The organism is Variovorax sp. CCNWLW235, from assembly GCF_037204085.1.
GTDB lineage: Bacteria > Pseudomonadota > Gammaproteobacteria > Burkholderiales > Burkholderiaceae_C > Variovorax.
This window is the reverse complement of the sequence record NZ_JBBCBW010000005.1, coordinates 232,273-246,599: the sequence shown is the minus strand read 5'-3', so window position 1 is coordinate 246,599 and position 14,327 is coordinate 232,273. Positions and strand designations below refer to the sequence as shown.

The 14,327-nt window shown below is 66.3% G+C and carries 19 protein-coding genes; 8 read left to right on the top strand and 11 right to left on the bottom strand.

Translation table 11 applies throughout. The features are described from left to right. Window positions 1-49 precede the first annotated feature (49 nt). Window positions 50-1,180, bottom strand: a complete 1,131-nt coding sequence (locus V9L21_RS08740; RefSeq protein WP_443304523.1) for a patatin-like phospholipase family protein — start codon at window positions 1,178-1,180, stop codon at window positions 50-52. 126 nt (window positions 1,181-1,306) lie between these two features. Next, the gene (locus tag V9L21_RS08735; RefSeq protein ID WP_126747310.1) at window positions 1,307-1,756 is read right to left on the bottom strand and encodes a CHRD domain-containing protein; all 450 of its coding nucleotides are present in this window, start codon (window positions 1,754-1,756) and stop codon (window positions 1,307-1,309) included. A 124-nt stretch (window positions 1,757-1,880) separates the two neighbouring features. Between V9L21_RS08735 and V9L21_RS08730 the strand changes: the two genes are divergently transcribed. Further along, window positions 1,881-2,432, top strand: coding sequence for a DUF924 family protein (locus V9L21_RS08730; RefSeq protein WP_337311059.1), 552 nt, complete (start codon window positions 1,881-1,883; stop codon window positions 2,430-2,432). On the opposite strand, the gene V9L21_RS08725 is transcribed toward V9L21_RS08730, so the two are convergent. Continuing rightward, the gene (locus tag V9L21_RS08725; protein WP_337310962.1) at window positions 2,429-3,346 is read right to left on the bottom strand and encodes a YihY/virulence factor BrkB family protein; all 918 of its coding nucleotides are present in this window, start codon (window positions 3,344-3,346) and stop codon (window positions 2,429-2,431) included. The genes V9L21_RS08730 and V9L21_RS08725 overlap by 4 nt on opposite strands. An 80-nt stretch (window positions 3,347-3,426) precedes the next feature. Here V9L21_RS08725 and V9L21_RS08720 point away from each other — a divergent pair, with 80 nt between their 5' ends. From V9L21_RS08720 to V9L21_RS08710, 3 genes are all read left to right on the top strand, one after another. Continuing rightward, a complete protein-coding gene (locus V9L21_RS08720) occupies window positions 3,427-4,017 on the top strand; it encodes a chromate transporter (RefSeq protein ID WP_337310960.1) in 591 nt (196 codons plus the stop codon). A 79-nt stretch (window positions 4,018-4,096) separates the two neighbouring features. Continuing rightward, window positions 4,097-4,705 carry a chromate transporter gene (locus V9L21_RS08715; RefSeq protein ID WP_337310958.1) on the top strand — a complete coding sequence of 203 codons (609 nt, stop codon included), beginning with the start codon at window positions 4,097-4,099 and terminating at the stop codon, window positions 4,703-4,705. A gap of 27 nt (window positions 4,706-4,732) precedes the next feature. Next, window positions 4,733-5,692: an aldo/keto reductase gene (locus V9L21_RS08710; RefSeq protein ID WP_337310956.1), complete on the top strand. Its 960-nt coding sequence runs from the start codon at window positions 4,733-4,735 to the stop codon at window positions 5,690-5,692. On the opposite strand, the gene V9L21_RS08705 is transcribed toward V9L21_RS08710, so the two are convergent. Beyond that, window positions 5,689-6,213 (bottom strand): GNAT family N-acetyltransferase, encoded by a 525-nt coding sequence (locus tag V9L21_RS08705; RefSeq protein ID WP_337310954.1) that lies wholly within the window; start codon window positions 6,211-6,213, stop codon window positions 5,689-5,691. The genes V9L21_RS08710 and V9L21_RS08705 overlap by 4 nt on opposite strands. Window positions 6,214-6,282: 69 nt before the next feature. Between V9L21_RS08705 and V9L21_RS08700 the strand changes: the two genes are divergently transcribed. Next, window positions 6,283-6,870, top strand: coding sequence for a helix-turn-helix domain-containing protein (locus V9L21_RS08700; RefSeq protein ID WP_337310952.1), 588 nt, complete (start codon window positions 6,283-6,285; stop codon window positions 6,868-6,870). A 121-nt stretch (window positions 6,871-6,991) separates the two neighbouring features. Then, window positions 6,992-7,162: a SoxR reducing system RseC family protein gene (locus V9L21_RS08695; protein ID WP_148110631.1), complete on the top strand. Its 171-nt coding sequence runs from the start codon at window positions 6,992-6,994 to the stop codon at window positions 7,160-7,162. 236 nt (window positions 7,163-7,398) lie between these two features. Here the strand turns inward: V9L21_RS08695 and rlmB are convergent, their stop codons facing one another. The 3 genes from rlmB to V9L21_RS08680 are packed head-to-tail and all read right to left on the bottom strand — an operon-like array spanning window position 7,399 to window position 9,878. Continuing rightward, window positions 7,399-8,145: a 23S rRNA (guanosine(2251)-2'-O)-methyltransferase RlmB gene (rlmB, locus tag V9L21_RS08690; protein WP_337310950.1), complete on the bottom strand. Its 747-nt coding sequence runs from the start codon at window positions 8,143-8,145 to the stop codon at window positions 7,399-7,401. Between the two features lie 33 nt (window positions 8,146-8,178). Then, a complete protein-coding gene (locus V9L21_RS08685; protein ID WP_337310948.1) occupies window positions 8,179-9,159 on the bottom strand; it encodes a hypothetical protein in 981 nt (326 codons plus the stop codon). Beyond that, entirely contained in the window at window positions 9,156-9,878 is a 723-nt protein-coding gene (locus tag V9L21_RS08680) for an ABC transporter ATP-binding protein (RefSeq protein WP_126747300.1), read from the bottom strand. The genes V9L21_RS08685 and V9L21_RS08680 overlap by 4 nt, the downstream gene beginning before the upstream one ends. On the opposite strand from V9L21_RS08680, the gene V9L21_RS08675 reads away from it, so the two are divergent. Continuing rightward, complete coding sequence (locus V9L21_RS08675; RefSeq protein WP_337310946.1) at window positions 9,877-10,557, top strand: arylesterase; 681 nt, start codon at window positions 9,877-9,879, stop codon at window positions 10,555-10,557. The genes V9L21_RS08680 and V9L21_RS08675 overlap by 2 nt on opposite strands. A gap of 75 nt (window positions 10,558-10,632) precedes the next feature. Here the strand turns inward: V9L21_RS08675 and V9L21_RS08670 are convergent, their stop codons facing one another. The 3 genes from V9L21_RS08670 to V9L21_RS08660 all read right to left on the bottom strand — a co-directional run bounded on the left by V9L21_RS08670 (window position 10,633) and on the right by V9L21_RS08660 (window position 13,080). Then, window positions 10,633-10,836 carry a hypothetical protein gene (locus V9L21_RS08670; protein ID WP_126747299.1) on the bottom strand — a complete coding sequence of 68 codons (204 nt, stop codon included), beginning with the start codon at window positions 10,834-10,836 and terminating at the stop codon, window positions 10,633-10,635. A gap of 69 nt (window positions 10,837-10,905) precedes the next feature. Next, window positions 10,906-11,871 carry a hypothetical protein gene (locus V9L21_RS08665; RefSeq protein WP_337310944.1) on the bottom strand — a complete coding sequence of 322 codons (966 nt, stop codon included), beginning with the start codon at window positions 11,869-11,871 and terminating at the stop codon, window positions 10,906-10,908. A gap of 15 nt (window positions 11,872-11,886) precedes the next feature. Further along, window positions 11,887-13,080 (bottom strand): PLP-dependent transferase, encoded by a 1,194-nt coding sequence (locus V9L21_RS08660; RefSeq protein ID WP_337310942.1) that lies wholly within the window; start codon window positions 13,078-13,080, stop codon window positions 11,887-11,889. An 85-nt stretch (window positions 13,081-13,165) separates the two neighbouring features. Here V9L21_RS08660 and V9L21_RS08655 point away from each other — a divergent pair, with 85 nt between their 5' ends. After that, a complete protein-coding gene (locus tag V9L21_RS08655; RefSeq protein WP_337310940.1) occupies window positions 13,166-13,618 on the top strand; it encodes a VOC family protein in 453 nt (150 codons plus the stop codon). 25 nt (window positions 13,619-13,643) lie between these two features. Here V9L21_RS08655 and V9L21_RS08650 read toward each other — a convergent pair whose 3' ends face one another. Then, complete coding sequence (locus tag V9L21_RS08650; protein WP_337310938.1) at window positions 13,644-14,177, bottom strand: hemerythrin domain-containing protein; 534 nt, start codon at window positions 14,175-14,177, stop codon at window positions 13,644-13,646. Window positions 14,178-14,327: the final 150 nt, after the last annotated feature.

Sequence of the window (14,327 nt, the reverse complement as noted above, 5' to 3'; positions counted from 1 at the left end):
AAACGGAACTGCAGGATTCAGGCGAGCACGCGGCTCGCGGCATCTTTTGTCAACGCGACAACCCGGGCCGCTTGATGCGCCCCACCCCGGGCTCACCAAGGTCGAAGGTGGTCACGCCGTTCACCGTGGCGTCGCTGCGCAGCGTTTCGGGGTGCGCCAGCGTCCGCCGCATGTCGCGCGCGCCGGCTTCCCAATGCTCTTCGACGGCGGCGCGCGAGAACTCGTAGTCCTTCGATTCGGCCTCATAGGGCTTGTCGCGGTAGATCAGGTGAAAGATGTCGATCGGGTGATGCGTGAGCTCGGCCTGCACCGCAAGCACAGACGGGTCGTTGCGCAGGTTCGCGGGCAGCTTGGAGATGAGGTCCGCAATGGCCTGCTGCAGGTTCAGGTTGGCGGCCAGTGCATCGGTGTTCATGCGGGTGCGGCTCGAATAGGTGATGTCCTTCTGCCGCTCCAGCACGCCCGACAGCGTGCGCGGCATTTCGCCGCGTGCATTGAAAAGGTCGACCTGCAGCACCACCAGCGGCTCGGAGCGCGGATGAATGTCGAGCACATATTGCAGCGGCGTGTTCGAGACGATGCCGCCGTCCCAGTAGTCGTCGCCGTCGATCGTCACCGGCGCAAAGCCCGGCGGCAGCGCGCCGCTGGCCATGATGTGCTCCGGGCCGATGCGCTGGCGCGTGTTGTCGAAGTACACCGAGTTGCCGGTGCGCACATCGACCGCGCCCACGCTGAAGCGCGCCTCGCAGGCGTTGATGCGGTCGAAATCGATCAGGCGTTCGAGCGTGAGCTTGAGCGGCGCGGTGTCGTAGTAGCTCAGAAGGGGCGCCGCAGCGCCCATCAGCAGCGCGGGCGAATAGCGCGGTTCGAAGAAACCCGGAATGCCGAGCAGCATTGCCATGGAAGCGCTCCACTGGTTCTGCGCGGCGCGGTCGCCCAGCCATGCCGGCAAACGCTGCGCCGGCCCGGAAGACACCAGGTGCCAGAACTCCCGCAGCCGGTCGACCCGCTTGTCGGGCGCATTGCCCGCGATCAATGCGGCGTTGATGGCGCCGATCGAAACGCCGGCAATCCAGTGCGGCTGCAAGTCCGTTTCACTGAGCGCGGCATACACACCGGCCTGGTAGGCGCCGAGGGCGCCTCCGCCCTGTAGCACCAACGCCTTGCGCGCGGAGCGCATGTCTTCGCGGGGCGCTGCGAACGGGCTCGGGGTCTTCTTGCTTGCCGTGCGGAATCTCTGGGGCTTCTTCGTCGTCATATGGTGTCATTTGACACCAGCCCCACGGCTGCAAGCTGACTGCAGCCCTTACATCTTGGGCAGCATCTGTCCCCGGATCTCGCCGGCCGGGTTGGCCGCTGTGTGGATGTTGGCGTACCACTTGCCGGCAAGCAGGTCGGCCGCCTGTGCAGGCGTGAGCGTGGCCTGGCCTTCGATCGGGCTCTCCGTTCTTGCAAAGGGCAGCACCACGCCGGCATTGGCACCCGCTGCCGCGGGCCCGTGGAAGTGGCCGGCGGTGGCCGGGCCGCTCAGGCCGCTGTAGGTGATCTTGTATTTCAGGACGTTCGTGTCCCTGTTGAGCCAGGCCTCCGCCAGGCCGCTGCCGCGCGTCATGTTGGGCGGCACTTCGCTGGCGGCGTTCATGGTGCCGCTGAAGCTCGCGACGTTCGACTTCGACATCATCCCGCAGCCGGCCAGCGCAGCGCTGGCTACGCCGGCGATGAGGGTTGCGCGCAAAAGGGTGCCATATCGGTTCATGAGCTTTATCTCCTGAGTTATGAAACCGCTTCAGCATAGGGAGCCCCGGCCCGTGCCGATGTCGGCCACCACCGCGACTTTCACGGCCCCGGCGCAGCGCCCCAAGCTGAAAGAGAATGCGGCGATGCACCCTGCCAACCTTCCCACCGCCCGCGACGTGGTCGACTTCTGGCGCAGCGCCGGACCCGACCGATGGTTTGCCAAGAACGATGCCTTCGATGCCGAGTTCGGCGGGCGCTTTCTTGCCGCCCACGAAGCGGCCGCCCTTGGCGAACTGGACCATTGGTCGACCGAGCCGGAGGGCGCGCTCGCGCTGATGGTGCTGCTCGACCAGTTCCCGCGCAACACCTGGCGCGGCAACGCGCGCATGCTTGCGACGGATGCCAAGGCGTTGGCCGTGGCCCGCAAGGCAATCGAGGCAGGCCTCGACCTGAAGGTGGACGAAGCGTTGCGGCGCTTTTTCTACCTGCCCTTCATGCACTCCGAATCGCTGGCCGACCAGGAGCGTTCGGTCGAGCTCAACGCGGCGCTCGATGCCAACACGCAGCGCTTTGCGGTATTGCACCGCGACATCATTGCGCGCTTCGGCCGCTTTCCGCACCGCAACAAGCTGCTCGGGCGCACCACCAGCGCCGAGGAACAGCGCTTTCTCGACGAAGGCGGCTTTGCCGGCTAGCGCTGCGGCAGCGGCTCCGACCGGGTGGGCGAAGGATTCGCGCTGGCGCTGTCCCTGGCGTTCTTGAGCGAGCCGTAGGTTTTGGCATACACCCAGGTGAACTCGGCGCCCAGAAGAAAAATCTGCGCCGAGTAGTACACCCACACGAGCACCACCACCAGCGAACCCGCGGCGCCATAGCCGGAGGCCACGCTGCTCTTGCCGATGTACAGGCCGATGAGATGCTTGCCCACGGTGAAGAGCAGCGCCGTGACCGCGGCGCCCACCCACACGTCGCGCCATTGCACCTTGGCCCGCGGCATGATCTTGTAGATCATCGCGAAGATCACCGTCACCATTGCAAAGCTGAAGGCGAAGTTCACGGCCTGCGCCAGCGTCGCCCAGGCGCCGAACACCGGCGACCACCACTTGCTGAGCGCGGCAAGCGCTGCGCTGGCCACCAGCGACACCATGAGCAGAAAGCCGATGCCCATGATCATGCTGAACGACAGCAGCCGCACGCGCAGCAAGTTGAAGAGCCCCTTGTTCTTCGCGCGGGCCGGTGCGCGCCAGATGCGGTCGAGCGCGTCCTGCAGTTCGCCGAAGACGGTGGTCGCGCCGATCACCAGCAGCCCAATGCCGGCCACCGTGGCCACGATGCCTTCGGCCGGCTTGTTGACCGCCTGCAGCATGCTCTGCACCGCGGCCGCGCCCTGCTCGCCCATGAGGCCCGAAAGCTGCAGGAAGATTTCGCCTCGCGCAGCCTCCTGCCCGAACACCAGGCCCGCCACGGCAATGACGATCAGCAGCAGCGGCGCAATCGAGAACACCGTGTAGTAGGCCAGTGCGGCGCCCATGCTGGGGGCATAGTCGTTCGACCATGAGGCCACGGCCTCCTTGCAGAGATCGAAAAGCGCGCGCATTTGCATGACCATGAAGTCTCCCTTTGAATGGCACAGGGCATGTCGGCCCGGTGCCCGGCGTGTTGCAGGTAGGGCTACGATAATCGCTCCACATGCATCCGTCTCCCTCAGGCGCGGCGGCGCCATCCGACCCTCCGCAACCGAAGTCGCCACGCGACCTTTTTGTTTCATTCACCTGGCTTGCGCTGCAGGGATTCGGCGGCGTGCTGGCCATCGTCCAGCGCGAAATGGTCGAGAAAAAGCGCTGGCTCACGCCCGAGCAGTTTCTGGAAGATTGGGCCGTGGCCCAGGTGATGCCGGGCCCGAACGTGGTCAACCTCGCGCTGATGATCGGCGACCGCTATTTCGGACTGCGCGGTGCCATAGCCGCCGTGGCCGGCATGCTCGCAATACCGCTCGTCGTCATCCTGATGCTGGCCGTGCTGTACGCCCACTACGCCGGCAACCCGCAGGTGGCGGGCGCGCTGCGCGGCATGGGCGCGGTATCGGGCGGCCTGATTGCCGCCACCGGCATCAAGCTGATTCCGCAGCTGCGCAGGCACCCGCTGGGCTTTGCCGCCTGCCTGGTGTTCGTGGCGCTGGTGTTCGGCGCCATCGCGGTACTGAAAATTCCGCTCGGCTGGGTGCTGCTGGCGGTGGGCGGCGTGGCCTGCGCGTGGACGTGGCGGAGGATTGCGCCATGAGCACCGCCGGGCCGCCCCAAGGTGCGAGCGCCCCCTCGGGGGGCAGCGAGGACACGCCAGTGCCGAGCGTGGGGGCCACATGAGCCCTGTCACGATCGTGATGCAATGGCACGACTGGCTTGCGCTCTTCGGCCAGTACCTGCTGCTGTCGCTGCTGTCGATCAGCGGCGCCATCACCACGGTGCCCGACATGCACCGCTACCTCGTCGCGCAGCACGGCTGGCTCACCGAAGCGCAGTTCAGCTCGTCGGTGGCCATTGCCCAGGCAGCGCCGGGCCCCAACGTACTCTTTGTCGCGCTCATGGGCTGGAACGTCGGCCTCAACGCGGGCGGCGGCATCGGCGCCGGGCCGGGCGCGTGGATGCTCGGCTTCCTGGGGCTCATGGTCACCATGGTCGGCATCATGCTGCCGAGCACCACCCTCACCTACCTTGCCACCCGCTGGGGCCACCGCAACCGCGACAAGCGCGGCGTGCGCGCCTTCAAGCAAGGCATGGCGCCGGTGGTGGTGGGCCTGTTGATTGCCACCGGCTGGGTGCTCGCGGCGGGCAACCATTCGGGCGACGCGCCCGCCTGGCATTTGTGGCTGCTGAGCGCAGCGGCAACCCTTGTCGTGTGGCGCACGCGCATTCACTTGCTGTGGCTGCTCGGCGCGGGCGCGCTGCTCGGTGCCATCGGTTTTGTCTGATCCTCGCTCTTTTTAGGGAAGAAACTCATGTCGCAACTTCGCTCGCTGGGCCGCTCCGGCCTCCTGGTTTCGCCGCTCGCCTTCGGCGGCAACGTGTTCGGCTGGACAGTGGACGAAGCCACCTCGTTCCGCCTGCTCGACGCCTGGCTCGATGCTGGCTTCAACTTCGTCGACACAGCCGACGTCTATTCGAGCTGGGTGCCGGGCCATACCGGCGGTGAGTCCGAGACCATCATCGGCAAGTGGCTCAAGCAAAGCGGCAAGCGCAACCGCGTGGTGCTGGCCACCAAGGTCGGCAAGCCGATGGGCGAAGGCAAGTCGGGACTGTCGCCCGCGTACATCCGCGAAGCGGTGGAGGCTTCGCTCAAGCGCCTGCAGACGGATTTCATCGACCTGTACCAGTCGCACGACGACGATACGGCCACGCCGCTGGAGGATTCGCTGGGCGCTTTCGACGAGCTGATCAAGGCCGGCAAGGTGCGCGCCATCGGCGCCTCGAACTACAGCGCGCCGCGGCTGGCCGAAGCGCTCGACATATCCGAACGGCTTGGCATTGCGCGCTACGAAAGCCTGCAGCCGCTCTACAACCTCTACGACCGCGCGGTGTTCGAGGACGAACTGGAACCGCTGTGCGTGAAGCGCGAGGTGGGCGTCATCAACTTCTATGCGCTGGCGGCCGGTTTCCTGACCGGCAAGTACCGCACCGAAGCCGACGCTTCGAAGAGCGCGCGCGGTGCCAACACCACCAAGAAGTACCTGAACCCGCGCGGGCTGCGCATTCTCGAGGCGCTCGACAAGGTGGCCCAGCAATACAACGCCAAGCCGGGGCAGGTTGCCATCGCATGGCAGATCGCACGGCCTTCGGTCACCGCGCCCATCGCCAGCGCAACCTCGATTGCCCAATTGGAGGAATTGGTCGTGGCCACCCAGCTCAAGCTGGACGCCGGCACCATCCAGATGCTGGACCGGGCCAGCGAAGAAAACTAGCCGTCGACCGGATTCAGGGGGGTCGAAAGAATCCGCTGATAAAAGGCCACGTCGAGCCAGCGGCCGAACTTGAACCCGGCCTGCCGCACGGTGCCGGCATGTTCGAAGCCCAGCCGCTCGTGCAGGCCGATGCTGCCGGCGTTCGCAGCATCGATGGCGCCGACCATCACATGCACATCGCGCGCGACCGCCTCCGCAATGATCGCCTCCATGAGCGTGCGGCCGAGGCCTGCGCCGCGGTGCCCGGCCTCGACATACACCGAGTGCTCCACCGTGTACTTGTAGGCCGGAAAGGCCCTGAACGCGCCGTAGCTCGCAAAGCCCAGCAGCTTGCCGCTCTCCTCGTCCTCGGCGCCGATCACCGGAAACCCGTTGGCGCGCTTGGTCGCAAACCACGCGACCATGCTCTCGGGCGTGCGCGGCTTGTAGTCGTACAGCGCGGTCGAGCTGACGATGGCTTCGTTGAGGATGTCTAGGATCGCGCCCGCGTGGGCCTCCTCTGTGCAGGTAATCAGGCGCATGTTGGTTCCTTTCGAACTGGCGGCGGCACGTAGGGCGGTTTGTCTAATATAGGAGAATAATAGTCTCATATGAGAAACAATTCTTCTCCGCCCGACGAACTCGCCGGCATCGACTCGCTCATTGCCGGCCGGCTTCTTGCGCTGCGCCAGGCCAAGGGGTTGAGCCTTGCAGAGCTGGCCGGGCTTTCCGGCGTCAGCAAGGCGATGATCTCCAAAGTCGAGCGTGCGGAAAGCAGCCCGACCGCCGTGTTGCTGGGCCGGCTTGCCGCCGGACTGGGCGTGCCGCTTGCGCAGCTGCTGACCGAAGACAAGGGCTCGCCGCGCCGGTTGCGCGCCCGGGCGCAGCAGGAGGTATGGCGCGACCCCGAGGCCGGCTATTTGCGCCGACAGATTGTCGAGCGCGGTGCAAATGGCGGCGTGGAGATGGTGGAGATCGAGCTGCCGCGCTCGGCCCAGGTCGGCTATCCGCGATGGAGCGGCAAGCCGTATCGCCAGTGCCTGTGGATGCTCGAAGGCGCGCTGCGGGTCGACTATGGCGACGAGCGCTTCGAACTGGCCGAGGGCGATTGCCTGGATTTTGGCGTGGACCGCCCTCTGGTCTTCAAGGCGCTTGGCCGCACTGGCTGCCGCTATCTGCTGGTTGCATCGCCCCCTTAAGCCTGCGCCGGCTTGCCCAGAAGTAGTAGGCAAGTTCCCACAGCGACTGGCGACGAAGGCCTGTGCTGGCCCCGGCACCGGCCGAGATACTGCAAGGCATCACAGTTTCGAGGAAACAAGCATGTCATTTGTGCTCTACATGATCGGGTTTCTGATTTTCCTGGGTGGCCTCGCCTGGGGCGCATCGGTCGCCGGCGTGCCCACGCTCTACATCGGCATTGGCGCGCTGATCATCCTGGGCATCGGCATCTTCAGCGCAGTGGGCCGCACACGCAGCAAGGACCCTTCCTGAGTTCGATGGCGACTACCGCACATTCCACACAGGCTTCACGCCGCGCGGCCATGGCGTAGCTGACTTCGCGTGCGCACCGCAGTTCGCGGTGCGTATCGCTACAAGTCAGCTCGCCCATGTCCGCCTCGATTCCTTCGCCCGTCTCGGCGACGCCTCTTCTTCCCTTGTTGCACGCCCGCCCCGCTGCGCTGATGGTGGCCGAACAGGTTTCGATCACCTCCAGCCGAGCAATCGCCTCAGATGCCGCGCTGCCGCATCGCCTCGTAGAGGCACACGCCGCTGGCTACCGAAACGTTCAGGCTTTCAACCGCTCCGGCCATCGGAATGCTCACGAGTTCGTCGCAGGTCTTGCGGGTGAGCTGGCGCATGCCCTCGCCTTCGGCGCCGAGCACCAGCGCCAGCGGGCGCTTGAAGTCGCTCTGGTAGAGGGTGCCGGGTGCATCGTCGCTGGTGCCCACGCACCAGATGTTGCGTTCCTTGAGTTCGTTCAGCGTGCGCGCCAGGTTGGTCACCATGAAGTACGGCACGGTTTCGGCGGCGCCGCTCGCCACCTTGGCCACGGTGGCGTTGATGCCGGCCGCATGGTCCTTGGGCGCGATGACTGCGTGCGCCCCGGCGCCGTCGGCCACGCGCAGGCAGGCGCCCAGGTTGTGCGGATCGGTCACGCCGTCGAGCACCAGCAGAAGAGGCACGGTGCCGGCTTCTTCAAGGCCCTCGAGCAGTTCGTCGAGCGAGCGGACCTGCGCAATGGGTTCGACCCGCGCCACCACGCCCTGGTGGCCGTGGCTGCCGCTGAGCTTGGCAAGGCGCAGGCCGTCCGCCTCGACCAGCCGCACGCCGGCTTCCTGCGCGCGCGCAATGAACTGTTTCATGCGCGCATCGCGCCGGCTGGTGTCGAACATCACTTCGAGCACCGATTTGGGCGCGGTCTTGATGCGCACGCTCACGGCATGGAAGCCGAAGATCACTTTAGGGGAAGACATCCCCTGATTATCGAGGGCGGCGCGCCCTGCCTTTCAGGCAATCGGCAAACCGCTGTGCGCCCGGCTTTTTTCGTCGTGCAGTTCCTGAACGGCCAGAGCGTTTGGATGCACCCGGCCACTGTTGCCGGCGCTTTCCAGGTACTGGCAGGCGGCATGGCTTTCGGCCGCCTTTTCATAGCGCGCCACCCAGGCGTCGCGCACCGGCAGCTTCTCCGGTGACACGGGCCAGACGCCCGGCTGGGGCCGCATGTGTTCGCCGATGCCGATGCGCCAGGGCTTGGCGCTCAGCCGGGCGCGAAAGCAGTTCTGGTTGCGGCACATGCGCGCATAGGTCTTGTCGACGCCCAGCGCCTCGAAGCATTCGGCCACCGCCGGGTCGGCCGGGCTGAAGACGTCGTGCATTGCCAGCACGCGAAAGCCGGCCGGGGTGCGGTAAAGGCGCAAGTGCCAGTCGGGGTTTTGCTGCACGAAGCGCCCGATGCGCTCGGCCGCGCGTTTTTCAGGCGAGGGATTGCTGCTGGCCTCTCCGCGCTTCTTGGCCAGGCCGATGCGGTAGGCAACGATGAAGACCACGACGGCCGCGATCAAACCGCCCACCCAGGTCTTGGCGGCCCATCCGCCGACGACGCCCGCAATCAGCGCGGGCGCCAGCGCAAAGCCGAACACGCTGCCGCGCAGCGGCTCCTCGAAGTCGATGTCCACGAACAGCACATCGGGCGTGTTGAGGCAGCGCGCGCCGTAGCTGTTGCGGGTAATGACGGTGTCGCCCTGCCGCTCGACGATTTCCTCGCGGATGGGTACGCCCTGGGCGCCGTTGTAGGCCAGCTTGCGCTCGCGGCGGTCGAGCTGCTCGCCACGGGCGATGCGCTCGAAGGCTTCCTGCGTGCGCTGGTCGGCATGCGCCTGCGCGGCAATCGGGCTGTCGTCGGACCAGCCGTAGCGCCGCACCGTGATCTGCTTGCCCGCCACCCGCTCCTGAATTCGGCCTTCGGCCCAGAACCTGGGAACGATCATGCCTCGAGCGAGGCCACCAGCACGGGCTTGGACTCGTTGAGCGCCATGCGCCCGGCTTCGATGGTGATGCGGCGCTCGCATTGGGCCGCAATGCCGCGGTCGTGGGTAACGAGCACGAGGGTGGTGCCGAGTTCGCGGTTCAGGTCGAACATCAGCCGCATCACCTGCTCGCCCGTCGCAAAGTCGAGGCTGCCGGTGGGCTCGTCGGCCAGCAGCAGGGCCGGCTGGACCACAAATGCCCGAGCCAGGGCCACCCGCTGCTGTTCGCCGCCCGAGAGCACCTTGGGATAGTGCCCGAGCCGCTGCCCGAGCCCGACCCGTCCGAGCATCTCGGTGGCGGCCTTGCGCGCATCCTTGCGGCCGGCCAGTTCCAGCGGCAGCATCACGTTCTCGAGTGCGCTCAGGTTGCCAAGCAGCTGGAAGCTCTGGAAGACGAAACCCACGCGCTGGGCCCTGAGAGCGGCGCGCGCATCTTCGTCGATGGCAAAGATATCGTCGCCCGCGAGCTTGACGGTGCCGCGCGTGGGCGTGTCCAGCCCCGCGATGATCGACAGCAAGGTACTCTTGCCGGAGCCCGAAGCCCCCACGATGGCGGCGGTTTCCCGCGCGCCCAGGGTGAAATCGATGTCCTGCAGAATGTCCAGCGTACCGGTCGAGTCTGTAACGGACTTGAACACGTGCTCGACGGCGACAATGGCTTCAGACGGGAGTTGGGACATGGAAAGGCTTTTCGTTTTGAATCGACGTGACTTTATCTTGACCGCCGCCGCTTCCGGCATTGCAGGGGCATCGGCAACGGCACACGCCCAGACCGCACAGGCTGCGGCACCTCGCAAACCGGTGATTCTGGTGCTCGGCGATTCGCTGAGTGCCGAATACGGCCTGAAGCGCGGCGAAGGCTGGGTGCCCCTGCTTGAGAAGCGGCTTGCTGAGCAAAAGATCCCGGCCACGGTGGTCAACGCCAGCATCAGCGGCGACACGAGCTCGGGCGGGCGCGCCCGTTTTGCGTCGCTGCTCACGCAGCACAAGCCCAGCCACGTGGTGGTGGAGCTTGGCGCCAACGACGCCCTGCGCGGCCTGCCGCTCCAGAACACCGAGGAAAACCTGCTGCAGATCACCAAGGCGGCGCAGGCGGCCGGAGCCAAGGTGCTGATCGTCGGCATCCAGGTGCCGCCCAATTACGGCGGCGACTACACGCGGCGCTTCGAGGCGGTGTTCGGCAAGGTGGCCAGCGCCACCAAGGCGGCGCTGGTGCCCTTTCTTCTCAAGGGCGTGGCCGACGCCCCCGATGCGCTTGCGCTCTTCCAGGCCGACCGCATTCATCCCACGGCCGCGGCGCAGCCCCAGTTGCTCGAGAACGTGTGGCCGGAACTGCGCAAGCTGCTCGCTGCCAAGTAGGCCCGGCACAAACAAAAAGCCGCTGCAGGCCTTGGGGCTTGCAGCGGCTTTTTTTCCAAAGCGTCGATCGGTGAATCAACCGTTCTTGGTTGGCAATTCGGGCACCGTCGGCGGGTCGCGTTCGAGCGAGGCCACGTCGGTTTCCGGGTCGCCCGGGGCGAGTCCTTCGCTGCTTGGGGAGAGCTTGCGATTGGCCTTCTCGCGGAGCTTCTCTTCCTTTTTCTTCTTCTTGGCCAGCTCCTTCTGGCGCTTTTCGTAGCCGTAATTTGGTGTTGCCACTGCTTCTCCTTGAGGCGAGACAGTCACGGTGACTGTGCGTAGCCTACTGTAAGCGATAACGGTGCGGTCTCAAGGCACGGGGCCTGTGGGTGTTTCGAACTCGAACACACCTTGCAAACCTGGATAGCGCTGGTCCATGAACCAGCCCATGGCACCGGCGCCGGCCAGCATCGCGAGGACCAGGGCCGCAATCATCCAGCCGACGTGTTCGCCCAGCGGCCAGAAGAGAAACACTGCCAGCACCGGCAGCAGCGCGGCAAGGGACGAAAGCCACATCCAGCGCCTTGGCGCCAGCATCGGCTCCCACGTCTGCGGATCGATGCCGGCGTCGATGAACACCTCCGCTGCAAAGCGCAGCCTCGGCCGGGGCTGGGTGGCAAGCCGCAGCAGCAACGCCCGCAGGAGTGCGGCGCGGTTGCGAAAGCGCAGCACACGCGGAGCGTCCATGGTCAGCGCCAATGGCAGCCTCACATCCATGGTTTCGCCGCCACCCGAGGCCCGCTGGAAGACAAGCCGCTTGACGATCGCATCGCTCGAAGTGAATTCGGTTTTCACATCCTGCAGGCCAGCGCGCACGCGGCAGACCTCGCGCCACGCCACCGCCTGCGGCGACGCGGGATCGCCCCAGCGCATGCCTTCGGCGTCGATCCGCATCGAGCCCTGGCTCACATGCGCAAACTGCCGCAGCAAATACCAGAGCCCGCCGCCCAGCCCGGCAACAAGCGCGAGCACGGCCAACGCGACGATCCCCTCGTTGCCGCGCAAGTTCGACCAGTCATCCTGCAGCACCACCGCGGCGGCAAAGGAGAGCGCCATCAGCGCAAAAAGCGCTACCAGCCCGCCGAGCAGGAGCCGCGTGGCAACGAGGTCCGGCACACCCTCCACCGCTCCCTCACGCGCCAGCGCTTCCAGCACGTGTGCGGGAACCTCGAGCACGCGCGGCGCAGCGGTATGGGTATTTGCCGCGCGTGCCGGTGCCATGCCACGCGGGGCGGGCGCGGCGATGGGCTGGCTCTTGCGATTCTTTCTTGCCATGCGCCTGGGCAGGGCCTACATCTGCAGCAGCGCCTGCTGCAGGTCGGCGCGCAGGTCTTCCACGTCCTCCAGGCCGATCGAGAAGCGCACGAGCGTGCCCTTGTGCGGCCAGGGGGCCACGTTCGCATCGCGCATCAGGCCGATGTCGTAGGGCACCACCAGGCTGACCGGGCCGCCCCATGAATAGCCGAGACGGAACAGGTTCAGGCTGTCGCAGAAGCGGTCGACCTGTTCGGTGCTGTAGCTCGCATCGAACACGACCGAGAACAGGCCCGCGGCCAGGTCGGTTTCGCCGCACAGGGTGCGCCAGTTCGCATGGCCCGGCGACTCCTCGAGCGCCGGGTGGAGCACCTGGGCGATCTCTTCGCGGCCGCTGAGCCAGCGTGCCAGGTCGCGCGCGGTGCGGTCGTGGGCGGCGTAGCGCAGCCCGATGCTGGGCAGCGAGCGCAGCAGCGTCTCGACGTCGCCAACGCCCACGCCGAACCCCATGCGCATGTGGGTGAGCTTGAGCGCGCGGTGCAGCCGCTCGTCGCGCGTAGTCACGCTGCCCATCAGCACGTCGCCGCCGCCGCTCGGGTATTTGGTGAGCGCATGCACCGAGATGTCCGCGCCCTGCCCGCTGCCGTTGAAATCGAAGGGGGCGAACGCCAGGCCCGCGCCCCAGGTGTTGTCCAGCGCCGTGACCACGCCGCGGGCGCGGCAGATGTCGACCAGGGCCGGCAGGTCTGGAAACTCCATCGTCACCGAGCCCGCCGCCTCGATCCATACGAGCCGCGTACGGTCGGAGAGCTTGGCCTGCAGGTCGGCCGGATTCATCGCGTCGTACATGCGGTGCGTGATGCCGAAGTTGGCCAACTCGCCGGTGGCCAGCGCCTTGTTGGGGCCGTAGGCGTTGTCGGGAATCAGCACCTCGTCGCCGCTCTTCAGGAAAGCGAAGGCAACCAGCGAGATGGCAGCAAGCCCGCTCGGCACCAGCAGGCATTCGGTGCCGCCTTCGAGCGTGGCCAGGCGTTCCTCGAGCGTGAAGGTGGTCGGCGTGCCGTGCAGGCCGTAGGTGTAGCCGGCCTTGGTTTTCCAGTCGCGTGCGCGCATGGCGGCCACGTCGGCGAAGAACACGGTCGAGGCCTTGTAGATCCCCGGCTGCGGCGCGGCGAAGTTGGCGGGCGGCTTGTAGGGATGGTGAATCAGGGTCGTGGAGGGCTTGCTCATGGCCCCGATGCTAGCGCGGCGTTTCGCCGCACAATGCGCCGATGGGCAACAGCCTGTTTTTCACCTCACTCGAAAGGCAGCTTCCATGGCCATCCACGAGCTTTTTCCGTACCTCTGCGTCGACGATGCCGGCGCCGCCATCGACTTCTACTGCAAGGTCTTCGAGGTCAAGGAAATCTTCCGGCTGACCGAACCGAGCGGCCGCATCGGACATGCGGAGCTCGACTTCCACAACGGCGCGATCCTGATGCTTTCAGACGAGTTCGCCGAATACAACATCCACAGCGCCAAGACGCTCGGCGGCACCGCGGTCACGCTGCATCTGCACGTGGACGATGCCGATGCCGTGGTGGCGCGAGCCGTCAAGGCCGGTGCCACGCTCGACATGGCGCCACAGGACCAGTTCTACGGCGAGCGATCAGGCGTGTTCCGCGATCCGTTCGGACACCGCTGGAACGTGGGCCACAGCATCGAGAAGCTGACGCCCGAAGAGATGCAGCGGCGCTACACCGCGATGTTCGATTCCGGCGAAGCGTAGGCAAGGGTCGCGGCCTCCTCGAGGCTTACCCGCGCACCGGTAAGCGCCGATGCTCGCGCTTTCTCGCGGCGCCCACCTCCTTGGAGATGGACGAAACCACGGTCGCCCACTCCTCGGCCGTGAGCAGCAGCGCGGTTTGCGAATGCAGGAGCGTGTCTTCCTTGTCCAGATGCGTGGACATGAACTGCCGGTGCTGCCGCAACAGGGCCCCGGCCTGCCCAGCCGCATCCGGGTCACCGGACCGGGCGCGCTCGAGCAGCAGCCTCGCCTGCGAGATGAGGCCATTGCAGCACTCGCTCTCGGCATCGAGCTGCTCAAGGAGCTCGTCGGCTTCGCGCGACCTGCCGCGCAGTATGTTCAGCATGACAACGCCTTTGGGGCGATGCGTGTTTTCTTCGAAGGCCCGAAGCCGCTCGATGATCTCGATGGCGGATGTTGCGCGTTGCCGAACGCTCGCCTCGCCCCCTGCCTTCATCGCCTCGCGGAGGCAATCCAGCAATTCCCGGGTGCGAACGTGCTCGGCGCGCAAGATGGCCCACGCGCATTCCGCTGCCAACATGCCTGACTCCTTTGGAGCCGCTGAAGGCTCCAAAACTGCCTGTGAACTTCAAGCTTTAACGCTATTGTTCTACATCGTTGCAGCGGGTACTGCAAGCCATGGCGGCGCATACGCGCAGTGCGCCTACATGCGCGCGCGCCCGGGGTGCTG

Bases quoted from the DNA above. Each gene is read 5' to 3' on its own strand.
- V9L21_RS08675 (WP_337310946.1), top strand. From the start codon at position 9,877: ATGGAAAGGCTTTTCGTTTTGAATCGACGTGACTTTATCTTGACCGCC.
- V9L21_RS08715 (WP_337310958.1), top strand. From the start codon at position 4,097: ATGAGCCCTGTCACGATCGTGATGCAATGGCACGACTGGCTTGCGCTC.
- V9L21_RS08705 (WP_337310954.1), bottom strand. From the start codon at position 6,213: ATGCGCCTGATTACCTGCACAGAGGAGGCCCACGCGGGCGCGATCCTA.
- V9L21_RS08695 (WP_148110631.1), top strand. From the start codon at position 6,992: ATGTCATTTGTGCTCTACATGATCGGGTTTCTGATTTTCCTGGGTGGC.
- V9L21_RS08710 (WP_337310956.1), top strand. From the start codon at position 4,733: ATGTCGCAACTTCGCTCGCTGGGCCGCTCCGGCCTCCTGGTTTCGCCG.
- V9L21_RS08700 (WP_337310952.1), top strand. From the start codon at position 6,283: ATGAGAAACAATTCTTCTCCGCCCGACGAACTCGCCGGCATCGACTCG.
- V9L21_RS08725 (WP_337310962.1), bottom strand. From the start codon at position 3,346: ATGGTCATGCAAATGCGCGCGCTTTTCGATCTCTGCAAGGAGGCCGTG.
- V9L21_RS08650 (WP_337310938.1), bottom strand. From the start codon at position 14,177: ATGTTGGCAGCGGAATGCGCGTGGGCCATCTTGCGCGCCGAGCACGTT.
- V9L21_RS08685 (WP_337310948.1), bottom strand. From the start codon at position 9,159: ATGATCGTTCCCAGGTTCTGGGCCGAAGGCCGAATTCAGGAGCGGGTG.
- V9L21_RS08720 (WP_337310960.1), top strand. From the start codon at position 3,427: ATGCATCCGTCTCCCTCAGGCGCGGCGGCGCCATCCGACCCTCCGCAA.
- V9L21_RS08655 (WP_337310940.1), top strand. From the start codon at position 13,166: ATGGCCATCCACGAGCTTTTTCCGTACCTCTGCGTCGACGATGCCGGC.
- V9L21_RS08735 (WP_126747310.1), bottom strand. From the start codon at position 1,756: ATGAACCGATATGGCACCCTTTTGCGCGCAACCCTCATCGCCGGCGTA.
- V9L21_RS08680 (WP_126747300.1), bottom strand. From the start codon at position 9,878: ATGTCCCAACTCCCGTCTGAAGCCATTGTCGCCGTCGAGCACGTGTTC.
- V9L21_RS08660 (WP_337310942.1), bottom strand. From the start codon at position 13,080: ATGAGCAAGCCCTCCACGACCCTGATTCACCATCCCTACAAGCCGCCC.
- V9L21_RS08665 (WP_337310944.1), bottom strand. From the start codon at position 11,871: ATGGCAAGAAAGAATCGCAAGAGCCAGCCCATCGCCGCGCCCGCCCCG.
- V9L21_RS08730 (WP_337311059.1), top strand. From the start codon at position 1,881: ATGCACCCTGCCAACCTTCCCACCGCCCGCGACGTGGTCGACTTCTGG.
- rlmB (WP_337310950.1), bottom strand. From the start codon at position 8,145: ATGTCTTCCCCTAAAGTGATCTTCGGCTTCCATGCCGTGAGCGTGCGC.
- V9L21_RS08740 (WP_443304523.1), bottom strand. From the start codon at position 1,180: ATGCGCTCCGCGCGCAAGGCGTTGGTGCTACAGGGCGGAGGCGCCCTC.